The organism is Leptothoe sp. LEGE 181152 (assembly GCF_032906605.1).
GTDB lineage: Bacteria > Cyanobacteriota > Cyanobacteriia > Phormidesmidales > Phormidesmidaceae > Leptothoe > Leptothoe turfae.
On record NZ_JASATU010000032.1, the window covers coordinates 309,218 to 322,881 of the forward strand.

Annotated in this window: 11 protein-coding genes; 8 read left to right on the top strand and 3 right to left on the bottom strand. The window is 48.6% G+C overall.

Annotation, left to right across the window (positions count from 1 at the left end; translation table 11 throughout):
• The first annotated feature begins 243 nt into the window (after nt 1–243).
• Together QGP82_RS18575 and QGP82_RS18580 are read left to right on the top strand one after the other, a co-directional pair.
• The gene (locus QGP82_RS18575) at nt 244–2,016 is read left to right on the top strand and encodes a sedoheptulose 7-phosphate cyclase (RefSeq protein ID WP_499060639.1); all 1,773 of its coding nucleotides are present in this window, start codon (nt 244–246) and stop codon (nt 2,014–2,016) included.
• Nucleotides 2,017–2,108: 92 nt separating this feature from the next.
• Nucleotides 2,109–3,134 (top strand): DUF6492 family protein, encoded by a 1,026-nt coding sequence (locus QGP82_RS18580; RefSeq protein WP_499060640.1) that lies wholly within the window; start codon nt 2,109–2,111, stop codon nt 3,132–3,134.
• 70 nt (nt 3,135–3,204) lie between these two features.
• Here the strand turns inward: QGP82_RS18580 and QGP82_RS18585 are convergent, their stop codons facing one another.
• Nucleotides 3,205–4,035: a PHP domain-containing protein gene (locus QGP82_RS18585; protein WP_499060641.1), complete on the bottom strand. Its 831-nt coding sequence runs from the start codon at nt 4,033–4,035 to the stop codon at nt 3,205–3,207.
• Between the two features lie 470 nt (nt 4,036–4,505).
• Between QGP82_RS18585 and QGP82_RS18590 the strand changes: the two genes are divergently transcribed.
• On the top strand, nt 4,506–4,841 hold the full coding sequence (locus tag QGP82_RS18590; RefSeq protein ID WP_490793932.1) for a nucleotidyltransferase family protein: 336 nt from the start codon (nt 4,506–4,508) through the stop codon (nt 4,839–4,841).
• A 78-nt stretch (nt 4,842–4,919) separates the two neighbouring features.
• Here the strand turns inward: QGP82_RS18590 and QGP82_RS18595 are convergent, their stop codons facing one another.
• Nucleotides 4,920–5,804, bottom strand: a complete 885-nt coding sequence (locus QGP82_RS18595; RefSeq protein ID WP_163671026.1) for a 4-hydroxybenzoate solanesyltransferase — start codon at nt 5,802–5,804, stop codon at nt 4,920–4,922.
• Between the two features lie 424 nt (nt 5,805–6,228).
• Between QGP82_RS18595 and QGP82_RS18600 the strand changes: the two genes are divergently transcribed.
• From QGP82_RS18600 to QGP82_RS18615, 4 genes are all read left to right on the top strand, one after another.
• Entirely contained in the window at nt 6,229–7,572 is a 1,344-nt protein-coding gene (locus tag QGP82_RS18600) for a nicotinate phosphoribosyltransferase (protein ID WP_163671025.1), read from the top strand.
• A gap of 73 nt (nt 7,573–7,645) precedes the next feature.
• Nucleotides 7,646–8,329 (top strand): nicotinate-nucleotide adenylyltransferase, encoded by a 684-nt coding sequence (locus QGP82_RS18605; protein WP_499060642.1) that lies wholly within the window; start codon nt 7,646–7,648, stop codon nt 8,327–8,329.
• Nucleotides 8,299–9,021: an NUDIX hydrolase gene (locus QGP82_RS18610; RefSeq protein ID WP_499060643.1), complete on the top strand. Its 723-nt coding sequence runs from the start codon at nt 8,299–8,301 to the stop codon at nt 9,019–9,021. Before QGP82_RS18605 ends, QGP82_RS18610 begins: the two co-directional genes overlap by 31 nt.
• Before the next feature lie 68 nt (nt 9,022–9,089).
• Complete coding sequence (locus tag QGP82_RS18615) at nt 9,090–10,814, top strand: NAD+ synthase (RefSeq protein WP_499060644.1); 1,725 nt, start codon at nt 9,090–9,092, stop codon at nt 10,812–10,814.
• A 27-nt stretch (nt 10,815–10,841) separates the two neighbouring features.
• Here the strand turns inward: QGP82_RS18615 and QGP82_RS18620 are convergent, their stop codons facing one another.
• The gene (locus QGP82_RS18620) at nt 10,842–11,354 is read right to left on the bottom strand and encodes a hypothetical protein (protein WP_163671022.1); all 513 of its coding nucleotides are present in this window, start codon (nt 11,352–11,354) and stop codon (nt 10,842–10,844) included.
• Nucleotides 11,355–11,682: 328 nt separating this feature from the next.
• Here QGP82_RS18620 and dxs point away from each other — a divergent pair, with 328 nt between their 5' ends.
• Nucleotides 11,683–13,596 carry a 1-deoxy-D-xylulose-5-phosphate synthase gene (gene dxs, locus QGP82_RS18625; protein ID WP_163671021.1) on the top strand — a complete coding sequence of 638 codons (1,914 nt, stop codon included), beginning with the start codon at nt 11,683–11,685 and terminating at the stop codon, nt 13,594–13,596.
• Nucleotides 13,597–13,664 lie beyond the last annotated feature (68 nt).

Genomic DNA, 13,664 nt, shown 5'->3' on the forward strand with positions numbered 1-13,664 from the left:
ACTCAGAATTGAAAGCACCACATACACTTCGCCAACGGGTCTTTCATTTATTCTACAAGCAGATAAAATATTGTTTTTTCTGTTGTCATAACCTAAAAATCATCTTGTTTGATGTAGCCTAAGCTACTTACCCAAAGTTTGTCGGGGAAATTATTGTTTTGGGCAGTTCCACTAAGTTTTTTGTGGTTTTATCTGATACTGTAAAGTTTGTTATATTGCGGTTGCTATTTTCTCGAAACAACAATGGCAAATACCCCCCCAGCTGTTAAAGCGTTTATCTCGGCATACGACAGTGAGCCTTTGGCGTACCAAAATTTGGACGATGCCATTGAAGCTGTTTGCTGTGGCGAGGTTTTTAGAAGTTTAATTCTCGCATTGGTAAATAGTCCCGCCTTCTCCGAAGAACTGGGCAAAGAGTTTGAAGCAGCAGGTGCGATCGCAGGTTTATCAGCCTGTCGCAGTTTACGCAGTTGTCTAAACTTCTCCATTAGTCGATTTTTTGGACTGTTGGCAGAAGTAATTTCTGCCTTTGATCAAACAGCTGGGGAGGAGTGGAGTACATTCGCAGACCGAGTACACCAGTCAAATTTAGGGGGTAGCAAGCTATTAGAGCGTCTGCTGCGAAGCGCTGACAGAAATTTCTATCAAGACCTGGCCGCACATTTGGTTGACGAAAATCCCCACGCGGTTTATCCAACGTCTAGCTACCGTGAGAGTCAGGCCTCTGTGGTCAGCACCGATGACGATCAGATCATCGAAGCGGTCATGACATCACGGACATTCACGTCAATTCGTGTAGTCGAAAACTGTTTAGACCCCCAGGAAACAGTTTTAAGAGACATGTATATTGCCCATGGGCGATGCGTTTGCATGGTCGACCAAAATGTCGAAAATTACTACGGGGAGCAAATCGAGAAGTATTTCAAGCACCACGGCATTCACCTGGAGAAACTAGTTTACCGGGCCATGGAAGTGGATAAGGGTATTCATACCGTGGAACGTATGCTTGGCGATTTCAAAATGATTGGCGTCTGCCGTAACGAACCTGTACTGATCATTGGTGGTGGTGTTTTGACTGACACGGGTGGGTTGGCCTGTGCCCTTTACCACCGCAACACTCCCTATGTCATGCTTTCCACGTCCATTGTGGCAGGCATTGATGCAGGTCCTTCTCCTCGCACTTGCTGCGATGGATTTGGTTATAAGAATCTCTTTGGAGCCTACCATGCACCTGTACTCTCCCTAACCGATCGCTCGTTCTTTAAGACATTGCGGGAAGGGTGGTTGCGCCACGGTATTGCCGAGATCATCAAAATGGCAACCGTCAAGAATATTGAGCTGTTTGAGTATCTAGAACAGGCTGGCCCTGAATTGATTGAGACTCGCTTTGGGACTCTCAACTGTGAGCCTGGCGCTGATATTAGCACTCTTTCTCAAAAAATTCTGGGTGCCGCCCTCAGAAGCTACGTTGAAGCTGAGTACGACAACCTTTATGAGACTCACCAGTGTCGTCCCCACGCCTACGGCCACACTTGGTCACCCGGTTTCGAAATTGAGGCTGGCTTGTTGCACGGGCATGCTGTAGCCATTGGCATGGGCTTTGGCGCGTATCTCAGCTACCGCGACAGCTGGATCACAGCTGATGAGTTCCACCGGATTCTTCGCCTGATCAGTTCCTTTGGGTTAAGTCTTTGGAATGACGTACTACTTAATAACGACACTCTCTGGGCTTCTCAAGAAAAGATTGTTCAGAAACGGGGCGGCAACTTAGCCGCGCCCCTACCCAAGGGTGGGGTTGGTAAATGTGGTTATCTCAACTCCATGACTCAAGATGAGCTATACGAAGCGATCAGCGCCTATCGTGAGATCTGCCAAGACTATCCACGTCAGGGAGTTGGCATCGATCCACTTTGCAGCGATGTTGGCCTCGAAGATCCATCTACAGTGGGCCACAGCCTGATGGAAACTGTCAAAGCCCATTCTACAGAACCAACTGAACTGCTATCTCCTGTTTAAATGATTCTAGGAGATTAGTATAAAACAACGGTCGTGGCCTCTATTTAGGAGGTCGCGATCGCGTCCAGTTAATCCCAATGCTTTGAGAACCTATGGCACACCCACCTTTTGATATTGTCATCCCCCTCTTTCGTACTCGATGGAATACACGGGCGGTCATGGAAGGGCTCACCCATCATTATCAGCCTCGCTCAATACATATCATCACCCTACCTACAGAAGTAGCTAGTCTCCAGGAAAAGTCTCAAGGCTGGAAAACAGCCCCGATCCATATTCACAACGAAGAAATCTTTTTCCAGGCAAGTGGGCTGACCAAAACTGTCATCTGTGAAGAGCTTAATTTAGGCAAGTCTTTGTATAACCCTGGCTGGTTTTATCAGCAGCTTCTGAAACTAGGGGCCTTTGAAGGCATCTCTAATCTCAGCGAATGGTATCTAGTGTGGGACAGTGATCTACTCCCAGCCGCAACCTGGCCTGCATTTCGTGGTGAGGATACGACCTTAGAACATACCTTTGCACTGCTACAACACAACAAATATGGCAATCCTGCCATTGTTGGCAAATGGGATACCTGGATTCGCAACGTGTTAGGTGTAACACCACTGACAGACGAAACTGGCACGTTTATCCCCCATCACATGTGGTTTAAGCAAGAACACCTCAAAACATTTGCCCAGCGCATCAATCATCATTACACATCGACCGATCACTGGCTCTCCCTAATGATGCGTTCAGCCAATGATTTTGGCACATTTAGTGAGTATTGGGCCTATGTTTCTTGGGTTGCTACTCAAGCTCCCACAGACATCGCATTTTATACCTATGCTCAGTATGGTGAGACCACTGAGCGCTTCTTTGATGATGGAACTGGCATGTTTTCAACGTCTCTTAGAGAGTATCTCTCCATTAATTCCGTTGGACCAGATGATGGATTCTCCCCTTCCTATAAAGAGGTCAACACATTTATTCAAACAGAATATGGTGCAGATGCCTTACCCTCATCTCTAGCCTTTGAGAGCAGCCCTCGCCATTTAAAGAAAAATAGTGAAAATATGCACATTGAGGAACAACGTTCTCGTTGGAATCCTCGTATGGTAGAGGAAGCGGCTACAGTTTAATGAATGATGCAGTGAAGGGTAAAGAGTAGAAAGTCAAGAGTCACTCTTTATCCCTTTACTCTCCGCCGCTTTACTCTTTATCCAGCTTTGCTGCTGCTTGCTTCACCCCATCCAACAGCTCCAAGGAAAGATGCAATCCGTTGAGATCAATGGCACCAGCCTTGGGCTTGGGTTGAGGTCCATGGTAATCACTACCGCCAGTCATGAGTAAGTTGTACTGTGCACAAAGTTCTTCGAGAACCCGCTCTTCACTAATGCTGTGCTGTGGGTGATACACTTCCACACCCATCAGACCTGCCTTAACCAATTCTGGCAATACCTCTTCTACAATGCCACCTCTAAACAAATAGGGATGGGCCCACACAGGCACAGCACCACAGCTTCTTAGCAACTCTATCCCTTCTTGAGCAGTAAATTTTTCGTAGGGAACATAGGCCGGACCATGATCGCCGATAAACCGCTGGAAGGCTTCTTGTTGAGATGTCACATGGCCCGCTGCCAGCAGTGCATTAGCGATATGGGGGCGACCAGGGGCCATGGTGCCCGGCATCGGTGGTAGTGCAATGGGAAAGCCTAACTCAGCCAGCTTATCTACCATTTTCTGAGCCCGGCGATGACGGCCCTGAATACGCTCGCTTAAGGGTGTTGCTAGCTTTTGTGGATCTGGGTAAAACCCCAGAATATGCATAGAACGCTCGTTATATGTCGTACTGAGTTCAATACCAGGAACTATTTCCAAGTCGTAGGATTGAGCCGCTGAACGGGCTTCAGTCCATCCAGAAATTGTATCGTGATCGGTAATCGCCAACGCTTTAACACCTTTGGCCGCAGCCCGTTCCACCAGTTTTTGTGGTGTGAGGGTCCCGTCAGAAAAGGTGGTGTGGCAGTGGAGTTCAAGCATAGGGTATGGAAAGGCGGTGGGTAGTAGACTGAATGACGGCCTACCTTTCCTATTATGGGCAGATTTAGTGGCTACCGGCTCAGCCAAGAAAAATAAGGATTTGTTGATACAACTCGATATTCACTAAATAGCCTGTGTAGAAAATCGTAGCGGCTTGCCCATGGATATTGGAACTCTCCTCAACACACTGTGTGATTATGGTTTATTTAGTCGGCAACAATTTGCAAAAATACACTCCCCGTAGGTTGGGTTAAAACCTCAACAACATGTTCGCCATACATCAATCCCTCTCCTAACCCAACATCGCCAACACCCCACAGTTAAAATCATGGAGGTTCATCGACCAGATTAATGGCGGAGGGTATCGATTGTTGGGTTTCGTGCCTCAACCCAACCTACGTCTCCATGGCATTTCTGTTGTATAACCTAATCAATGGCTAAAATAAGCAAAACGACACTCTTCCAAACATATGGGGACTGCACAATCATTATCAAACACCTCAGAAAAGAACATACTTACCCATAAAGCAGTTGCAGCATCCATTCAAGAAAACTTGCAAAGCATTCAAAGTTTTGATGTCAAATCTCTAGAACTGTTTGGGTCAGTGGCACGCAACGAAGCCACAGAATCAAGTGACCTGGATTTTCTAGTTGATTTCAATAGTCCTGCGACCTTTGATCGCTATATGGATCTAAAGTTTTTCCTTGAAAATTTATTTAAATGTCCCATTGATCTTGTGACCAAACGTTCTCTGAAACCTGCACTACAAGCAACTGTCTTAAAGGAAGCCATCCGTGTCGCGTGATATATCTTTTTACCTGAACGACATTCTCAGAGGGTATCGATTGTTGGGTTTCGTGCCTCAACCCAACCTACGCAAACATCATCCAATCAAAGAGCCTGTGATCATTCCACCTAACAATACAAACCCTAAAATCACGTTTTGACGAAAGATTTGCCCATATACATGGGCAGGCTGGCGCTTATTCCGTAATTTTCGATAATGGGTAAACCAAATACCACAGGCAATGGCCCAAGTAACCATATAGGGTGCACCTAATGCCTTATAACTGCCTAACCACAACAACAATATTGCAGTCCCCATAAAGAGTAACCCAACAATTTCAGGGGTATTCGAACCGAAAAAGCGAGCACTAGAATTCACGCCGAGCTGAGCGTCATACTTACGATCGGGGATTGCATAAACTGTGTCAAAGCCAAGGGTCCAAAGCACGGTTGCGCCCCATAACAACCAGGCGGCAGTATCTAAACTGCCAGTGACAGCACTCCAGGGAATCAATACTGCGAACCCCCAAGCAATGGCTAATACTAGCTGCGGCACTGGAAACACACGCTTGGCTAATGGGTAAAGCAAAATAACTGGCGATGCCAAAAAACACAGCAAAATACTCAACGGAGTAAGATATAGCGCAAAGCCAATGGCACAGAGAAAGGTCACAACTGCGATCGCAATCCCCGTTTTCACCGTCAACGCCCGCGAAGCTAGAGGCCGATTACGCGTCCGCTCCACCTTTGGATCAATATTCCGGTCCCACAAATCATTAACGACACAGCCACCTGCACTCGTAGCCAGGCTGCCACAAATAATCACTGCCAACAGCACCCCATCAGGCCGACCCTCTGCCGCCAAAAACAAAGCCCACAAGGCTGGCACCATTAAAATCAAACGGCCTGTGGGTTTATCCCAACGCATCAGTCGGATGACTGTTTTCCACGTGGGTTCAACAATTGGCGAAGACGGAGCCATGGGGGACAGGGATGTAAGTTTAATATTCTTTTTTAAGAATATCTTTCTAATTGTTAACAAGGAAGGGGTCAGAGGAAGAAAGCAGGGACGCAGGCGGGAATCGAGGAGTTGCCCCCTAGCACTTATCTCCACAGCAAATCACAAAAAATGCAGACCTTGAACACCAGTAATCAGACACTTACTTATATTTAAGGACACCAAAAATCATCCCCCATCTGTCACCTATTTAATTATCCCTATTCGCTCTCTTTGTCCACAGACTCTGAAATCAACTGGAATCTGCTAACGAACAAACTTGAATATCCCATCAGGCCGCTCATAACCAATATTTATCGCCAGAAAGCTTAGCTATAAATTTATAAATCATCTGAAATCAGCAAGTATATTTTGGTTAAAATAACCATAACTACAGGATAAAATTCCGATGACCAATGATGCATCACTGTTAATGAAGTCTGATGAATACGGGCTCCTGACCGATTTGTATCAGCTAACCATGGCTGCCTGTTACGTAGGCGAAGGGCTAGATCAACGTCGGGCTAGTTTTGAACTGTTTGTGCGCCGTTTACCCAAGGGCTTTGGCTATCTGATTGCGGCAGGGCTAGCGGCAGCCCTCGATTATCTAGAAAACTTTCGATTTACGGCAGCCCAGCTAGCGGCTCTTAAAGAGACCGATATTTTCCCAGGGGCACCCCCCAAGTTTTGGGACCTTTTGGAAAGCAGCCAGTTTTCAGGAGATGTGTGGGCCGTGCCAGAAGGCACAGCCATATTTGCCAATGAGCCCATTTTGCGAGTCGAAGCCCCCCTATGGCAGGCCCAGATCGTGGAGACTTATTTATTAAATGCCATCAATTATCAAACTCTAATTGCCACCAGGGCAGCTCGACTGCGAGATGTCGCTGGTTCGGAGGCCATACTCTTAGAATTTGGCACCAGACGGGCGTTTAGCCCCCAAGCTTCCCTATGGGCGGCACGCGCTGCATTGGCCGGGGGATTGGATGCGACATCCAATGTGCTAGCAGCACTCAAGCTGGGTCGTAAGCCCGTGGGCACCATGGCCCATGCCTTGGTGATGGCGATTTCTGCCTTAGAGGGGAGTGAGGCAGATGCATTTGAAGCATTTCACCGCTATTTCCCTGGGGCAGCACTGCTGATTGACACCTACGACACTGTGGCAGCAGCAAGATTACTAGGGCAACAGACCGATCACTCTCTAGCAGGTGTGCGGATTGACTCTGGGGACTTGGTAACGCTATCTCAGCAGGTACGTCACGAATTACCCGATGTGCCGATTTTCGCCAGTGGCGATTTGGACGAACAAGAAATTCTCCGCTTAAAACAAGCGGGGGCCTGCATTGATGGATATGGGCTAGGGACTAAGCTAGTCACAGGGGTTCCAGTCAATGGGGTATACAAAATAGTGGACATTGATGGTGTTCCAGTCATGAAGGAGTCTAGTGGCAAACTCACATATCCAGGTCGCAAACAGATATTTCGGTCTGCGGCTGGCGACCGGCTAGGGCTGGCAGAAGAAGCCACGTCTGCGGATAGCGGCGGGCTATTAAACCCCATTATGCGAAACGGAGTCCGGCTAGTCCCTGACGATCCATTAGAGACAATTCGAGAACGAGCCAGCCAATCTGTGGCACAACTGCCATTGTCGGTACGTGATGTGTATCAGCCTGTCGTACCCCAGGCAGAAATTTCGACTGCGCTGCGGGATCTAACCAATTGCACTCGCCGTAGTCACCTCGCTACTGTTAATTGAAACTCCTGTGAGGTGAGTTTTGCCTATTTTGCATCTAGCACCCAATGCAAAACTTACAAAATTCGTATTCACTATGCAGCATCTACCTAAGGATATGTCGAATAATCTCATAGGAGACTTCTTTACCCTGCGACTGCCAGTGACTATTCCCCCTGCCAACCAACTCCGCGTGGCACTTTTTGGGACCAGTGCCGACCCGCCCCACAATGGCCATCGCAGTATTGTGGCAACGTTGGGGCATCAGTTTGATCATGTGGCAGTGTGGGCGTCGGATAATCCATGGAAAGAAAACCAATCTCCCATTGAAATGCGAATGGATATGCTGGAACTTGCGATCGCAGATCTCAATACCCCCGGCACCATCAAGCTACATCGGGAACTAAGCCACCCCTATACCGCCGTTACCCTAGAGCGGGCTCGACGCATCTGGCCCCACGCCGAATTTACCTTTGTGATTGGAGCCGACTTAGTTAAACAGCTACCCAGTTGGTATCGCTCAGAGGATGTGATGCGGTGGGCCAAGATATTGGTCTTTCCACGCCCCGGCTATGGGCTCAATAAAACTGAGTTAGACCATTTGCGATCGCTGGGGGCAAATGTGGCGATCGCCACGCCCCTAAGTCAACATCACATATCCTCCAGCACGCTCCGCCAGGGCTGCCTAGAAAAACCCGATGAAATCCCTGCTGTCGTGCAAGCCTACATCCACCAACACAACCTGTATCCATGCCCGGAAAACACACCAACCATCCCTTAGCCGACTTTAAAGTGGGCATTGATAACGTTATTTTCTCGGTCGATACCGAGCTCAATCGGCTGTTGGTGCTGTTGGTGATGCGCCACGAAGCCCCCTTCTTAGGACAGTGGTCGTTACCGGGTACCCTGGTAAGGCAAGGTGAATCGTTAGAAACAGCATCCTACCGAGTCCTCTCTGAAAAAATTCGGGTCAAAAATCTCTATGTAGAACAGCTTTATTCCTTTGGGGGGCCTAAACGAGACCCACGTGAAGCCGAAGATGCCTACAATGTGCGCTATCTCTCAGTCAGCTATTTTGCCCTTGTACGGTATGCAGAAGCCGAGCTCATCGCCGATGGTGTCAGCGGGATTGCCTGGTATCCCCTAGACCATCTACCGGACCTTGCCTTTGACCATCAAGAGATTCTCACCTATGGCACCATGCGCCTGCGTAACAAGGTGAAATACAGCCCCGTTGCCTTTGATGTACTCCCCGAGATGTTTACCCTCAGCGATTTATATCAGCTGTATATTACGATCTTAGGTGAAGATTTCTCTGATTATTCAAATTTTCGCACTCGTCTCTTAAAGCTTGGTTTCTTGGAAGATACAGGTATTAAAACCTCTCGCGGAGCGGGACGCCCTGCCAGCCTGTATCGGTTTGATGCAGAGGCGTTTGAACCACTCAAGGATAAACCAATGGTCTTTGTTTAAAACGCTCCATTACCACCCCCATGTACAGACGTTCCATGGAACGTCTCTCCATTACCATTTAACTCACCATGAAATTCGCTATTGCTCAACTCGATCCCACTGTCGGCGACCTTACTGGTAATGCCCAACAGATTTTAGCCGCTGCGCAAAATGCGGCAGAACAAGGGGCCCATCTTTTACTCACGCCAGAACTCTCCTTGTGTGGCTATCCACCAAGAGACTTATTATTGCGTCCTGGCTTTATCCAACAGATGCAGACTGTTTTAGAAAAACTGGCCAAAGACTTACCCCAAGGCTTAACCACTTTAATAGGCCTGGCCCAACCCAATACTGACGCAGGTAACAAAGGGCAAAAACCTCTTTACAACAGCATGGCGTTGTTAGAAAACGGCACCATTAAAACTGTGTTTCATAAACGTCTGCTGCCAACCTATGACGTTTTTGATGAAGATCGCTACTTTGAATCGGGTACCGACCCCAATCATTTTACCCTGGAAGCCGGTGGCAGCTCATTGCATATTGGCGTCACCATTTGTGAAGATCTTTGGAATGAAGATGACTTTTGGGGACAGCGGACCTATAAGGTCAACCCCACAGCCGAGGTGGTGGCAGCAGGCGTCGATCTGGTGGTTAATCTCTCGGCATCACCCTTTACGGTGGGTAAACAAGCATTACGAGAGAAAATGATTGCCCATGCGGCCCGTCAGCATAGCTGCCCGATTATCTATGTCAATCAGGTGGGGAGCAACGACGACTTGATTTTTGATGGCTGCAGTGTTGCCATGGATCGTCAGGGAACTGTGGTCAGCCGTAGCACCAGCTTTCAACCAGCGGTTCAGATAGTGGACTATGACCTGGAACAGCAAACTCTGGTCCCTGGAACTATTCACCCGCTGCTAGATACTCCAGAAGCAGAGATATGGTCGGCCTTAGTTCTAGGCGTTAAGGACTACAGCCGTAAGTGTGGATTTAGTAAAGCTGTCGTGGGTCTTAGTGGTGGCATTGACTCCGCATTGGTGGCTGCGATCGCAACCGCTGCCCTGGGTCCCGATAACGTTCTAGGCGTACTCATGCCCTCGCCCTATAGCTCTGACCACTCCATTAGCGATGCTGAAAAACTCGCCCATAATCTAGGCATCACCACACAAAAACTGCCCATTGGCGAACTCATGGCGGGCTACGACAACACGCTGCTTGATCTCTTTACCGGCACTGAACCCGGCGTTACCGAAGAGAATCTTCAGTCCCGTATTCGGGGCAATTTGCTCATGGCCATCACCAATAAATTTGGTCATTTGTTACTCTCCACCGGCAACAAATCAGAAATGGCAGTGGGTTACTGTACCCTGTACGGCGATATGAATGGCGGCTTAGCTGTCATTGCCGATGTGCCGAAAACCCAAGTTTACAGCCTATGCCATTGGCTGAATCACTGTATTCAAACAACAGACACTGCCCTAGGTCTAATCGAGTGCGATCGTAAAACAGAAATCATTCCCAACAACATTCTGACAAAACCCCCGAGTGCAGAACTACGTCCTGACCAAGTTGACCAAGACTCCCTACCCCCCTACGACATCCTTGACGATATTCTCGAACGCCTAATTCAACGCCATCAGTCCACAGACGATATTGTCACCGCAGGGCACGATCCCACTGTTGTCGGCAAAATTGTGCGCCTACTAACCCGTGCCGAGTTTAAACGCAGACAGGCCCCACCAGTACTAAAAGTAACCGATCGGGCCTTTGGCCTTGGCTGGCGCATGCCCATCGCCAGCCGCTGGAGCACCTAATCAAGTGCTGCTTATTTTGGATAGCAGCTACTGCCGGGGAGACGTTGTCCAGGGACGGTAGCCAGCTCGAATACATTGGTCGAGGGCGGCATCTACCGATAATTGAGCCTCATCACTAAGATCGACAACACATTGGCCAAATCGTTCTGGCAGTAAGCTGCGGCTACAGTGTTCTAAGGCATTGACTGACGGCTGTGTCAGCAACGCTCGGTGAATATCAACAGTGCAATCAGCAACGTCATCAGGGCGACGGGAACGCTCACAGCCCTCTAGAGCATCCAACGCGCCAATGCCAGCGTCCTGACTAACATCTACAACACATTCGCCAAGAGTACCTGGGAAGCGAGCACCAGCACAGCTAGCCGTTGCTTGCTCTGCACTCACCCCGCTGTCTTTAAGAGCGGCCACACATTGACCATAGCTATCATCTTCTTCTGCATAGCCAGGCAAAGCCACCAGCGAAGCCGTGGCCAAACCAAGGGTCACTGGCATAAGTAGTGAACGCACTAAACAACGATGCAAAACTGAAGTAGCAGTCATATTAATCATTATCAATAGGTCTAATAGAACAGAGATTGCTAATTAGCATTCGATGCGCCTAAATTGCTGCCAAAATCACCATGCCATGCATAGCAATGCAGTGAATGGCAAACAGATTACCTATGCATATTAATCGTTAAATAAGACAACGGTAATTTTGTAATCATTGTCCTTTGAAACCCTGATCTAATCTACAGTGAATGAGTGACAAAACATGAGCCGTTTCTGAGTTCGGAAATAATCCAGGTTATTCTTTCAGACTCATAAATGAGCGGCACTACAAAAACGCCACACATAATTACAGCAAACGATCTAGAGGGTCTTTAACATGCATCTGAGTGAAATCACCCATCCAAACCAGTTGCATGGCTTGTCTGTGAAACAGTTAGAAGCCATTGCCCAGCAAATTCGAGAAAAGCATCTTAAAACGGTATCCGCCAGCGGAGGGCATCTGGGACCGGGGCTGGGCGTGGTAGAGCTAACGTTGGGTTTATATCAAACCCTAGATTTAGATCGTGACAAAGTCGTCTGGGATGTAGGGCACCAGGCCTATCCTCACAAATTAATTACAGGCCGTTACAACGACTTTTCATCCCTACGACAGAAGGATGGTGTGGCTGGCTACCTCAAGCGCTGCGAAAGTAAGTTTGATCATTTTGGGGCTGGCCATGCATCCACCAGCATTTCTGCCGCATTAGGCATGGCGATTGCCCGCGATTTACAAGGGGATGACTATAAAGTCGCTGCCATTATCGGTGATGGGGCACTCACCGGAGGTATGGCCCTAGAAGCCATCAACCATGCCGGGCACCTACCCAACACCAACCTGGTGGTGGTGCTTAACGACAATGAAATGTCCATCTCTCCCAACGTCGGTGCAATTCCTCGTTACCTCAATAAAATTCGCCTGAGCCCACCGATACAGTTTCTCAGCGATAACCTTGAGGAGCAATTAAAACAAATACCCTTCGTCGGTGATTCTTTCTCACCGGAATTAGACCGAGTCAAGGAAGGGATGAAACGGTTGGCAATGTCTAAAGTAGGGGCTGTTTTTGAAGAACTCGGCTTTACCTACATGGGTCCGGTTGATGGTCACAACTTAAGTGAACTGATCAACACGTTTAAAGAAGCCCATGCCAAAGGGGGACCTGTATTAGTACATGTGTCTACGATCAAAGGCAAAGGGTATGAAATCGCTGAAAAAGATCAGGTGGGCTATCACGCTCAGTCCCCCTTCAACTTAACGACTGGCAAGGGGTATCCATCTACAAAGCCAACGCCACCAAAATATTCCAAGGTTTTTGCAGAAACTCTGGTCAAACTGGCAGAAGATAATCCGAAGGTTGTTGGCATTACAGCAGCCATGGCCACCGGTACTGGCCTCGAGAAGCTCCAAGCCACACTCCCTCAGCAATATATAGATGTTGGTATCGCCGAACAGCATGCCGTTACCCTGGCAGCGGGCCTAGCCTGTGAAGGAATGCGCCCAGTGGCCGCTATCTACTCCACCTTCCTGCAACGCGCCTACGACCAGATTGTCCATGATGTTTGCATCCAAAACCTGCCGGTATTTTTCTGCCTAGATCGCGCGGGCATTGTCGGTGCTGACGGTCCTACCCACCAGGGCATGTACGACATTTCCTATCTGCGCTCTATCCCCAACATGGTGGTTATGGCCCCTAAAGACGAGGCCGAGCTTCAGCAGATGATTGTTACGGGCATTGAGCACACTGATGGCCCCATTGCAGTACGTTACCCCCGAGGCAGTGGCTATGGCGCTCCGCTCATGGAAGAAGGTTGGGAAGCTCTACCCATTGGCAAAGGAGAAGTTCTACGCCAGGGTGATGACCTACTCTTGCTCGGCTACGGCTCCATGGTTTACTCAACCATGCAAACGGCAGAGATTTTAAGTGAGCATGGCATTGAAGCGACTGTGATCAACGCACGCTTTGTGAAACCTCTAGATGAGGAATTGATTGCGCCGTTGGCTCAGAAAATCCAACGGGTCGTCACCTTTGAAGAGGGCTGCCTCATGGGTGGGTTCGGTTCAGCCGTAGCAGAAGCCTTACTAGATAACGATGTCAACGTACCCATTTTGCGTCTGGGCATCCCTGACATCTTGGTGGATCATGCTACTCAAGCTCAAGCCAAAACAGCCCTAGGATTGACCCCTGCTCAGATGGCAGACAAAATCCTCAAGCGGTTCGCCTTAGCTCAGCGTGAACTGGCCAGCATGGGTTAACCACATACACTCACATCTAATATCATTACGCCCCTGCCAGACTGTCCTAGCAGGGGTTTCTTTTTGAA

What these genes read in the sequence shown, in the direction of transcription:
- QGP82_RS18575 (WP_499060639.1), top strand. Translation starts at nt 244, where the DNA reads ATGGCAAATACCCCCCCAGCTGTTAAAGCGTTTATCTCGGCATACGAC.
- QGP82_RS18580 (WP_499060640.1), top strand. Translation starts at nt 2,109, where the DNA reads ATGGCACACCCACCTTTTGATATTGTCATCCCCCTCTTTCGTACTCGA.
- QGP82_RS18585 (WP_499060641.1), bottom strand. Translation starts at nt 4,035, where the DNA reads ATGCTTGAACTCCACTGCCACACCACCTTTTCTGACGGGACCCTCACA.
- QGP82_RS18590 (WP_490793932.1), top strand. Translation starts at nt 4,506, where the DNA reads ATGGGGACTGCACAATCATTATCAAACACCTCAGAAAAGAACATACTT.
- QGP82_RS18595 (WP_163671026.1), bottom strand. Translation starts at nt 5,804, where the DNA reads ATGGCTCCGTCTTCGCCAATTGTTGAACCCACGTGGAAAACAGTCATC.
- QGP82_RS18600 (WP_163671025.1), top strand. Translation starts at nt 6,229, where the DNA reads ATGACCAATGATGCATCACTGTTAATGAAGTCTGATGAATACGGGCTC.
- QGP82_RS18605 (WP_499060642.1), top strand. Translation starts at nt 7,646, where the DNA reads ATGCAGCATCTACCTAAGGATATGTCGAATAATCTCATAGGAGACTTC.
- QGP82_RS18610 (WP_499060643.1), top strand. Translation starts at nt 8,299, where the DNA reads ATGCCCGGAAAACACACCAACCATCCCTTAGCCGACTTTAAAGTGGGC.
- QGP82_RS18615 (WP_499060644.1), top strand. Translation starts at nt 9,090, where the DNA reads ATGAAATTCGCTATTGCTCAACTCGATCCCACTGTCGGCGACCTTACT.
- QGP82_RS18620 (WP_163671022.1), bottom strand. Translation starts at nt 11,354, where the DNA reads ATGACTGCTACTTCAGTTTTGCATCGTTGTTTAGTGCGTTCACTACTT.
- dxs (WP_163671021.1), top strand. Translation starts at nt 11,683, where the DNA reads ATGCATCTGAGTGAAATCACCCATCCAAACCAGTTGCATGGCTTGTCT.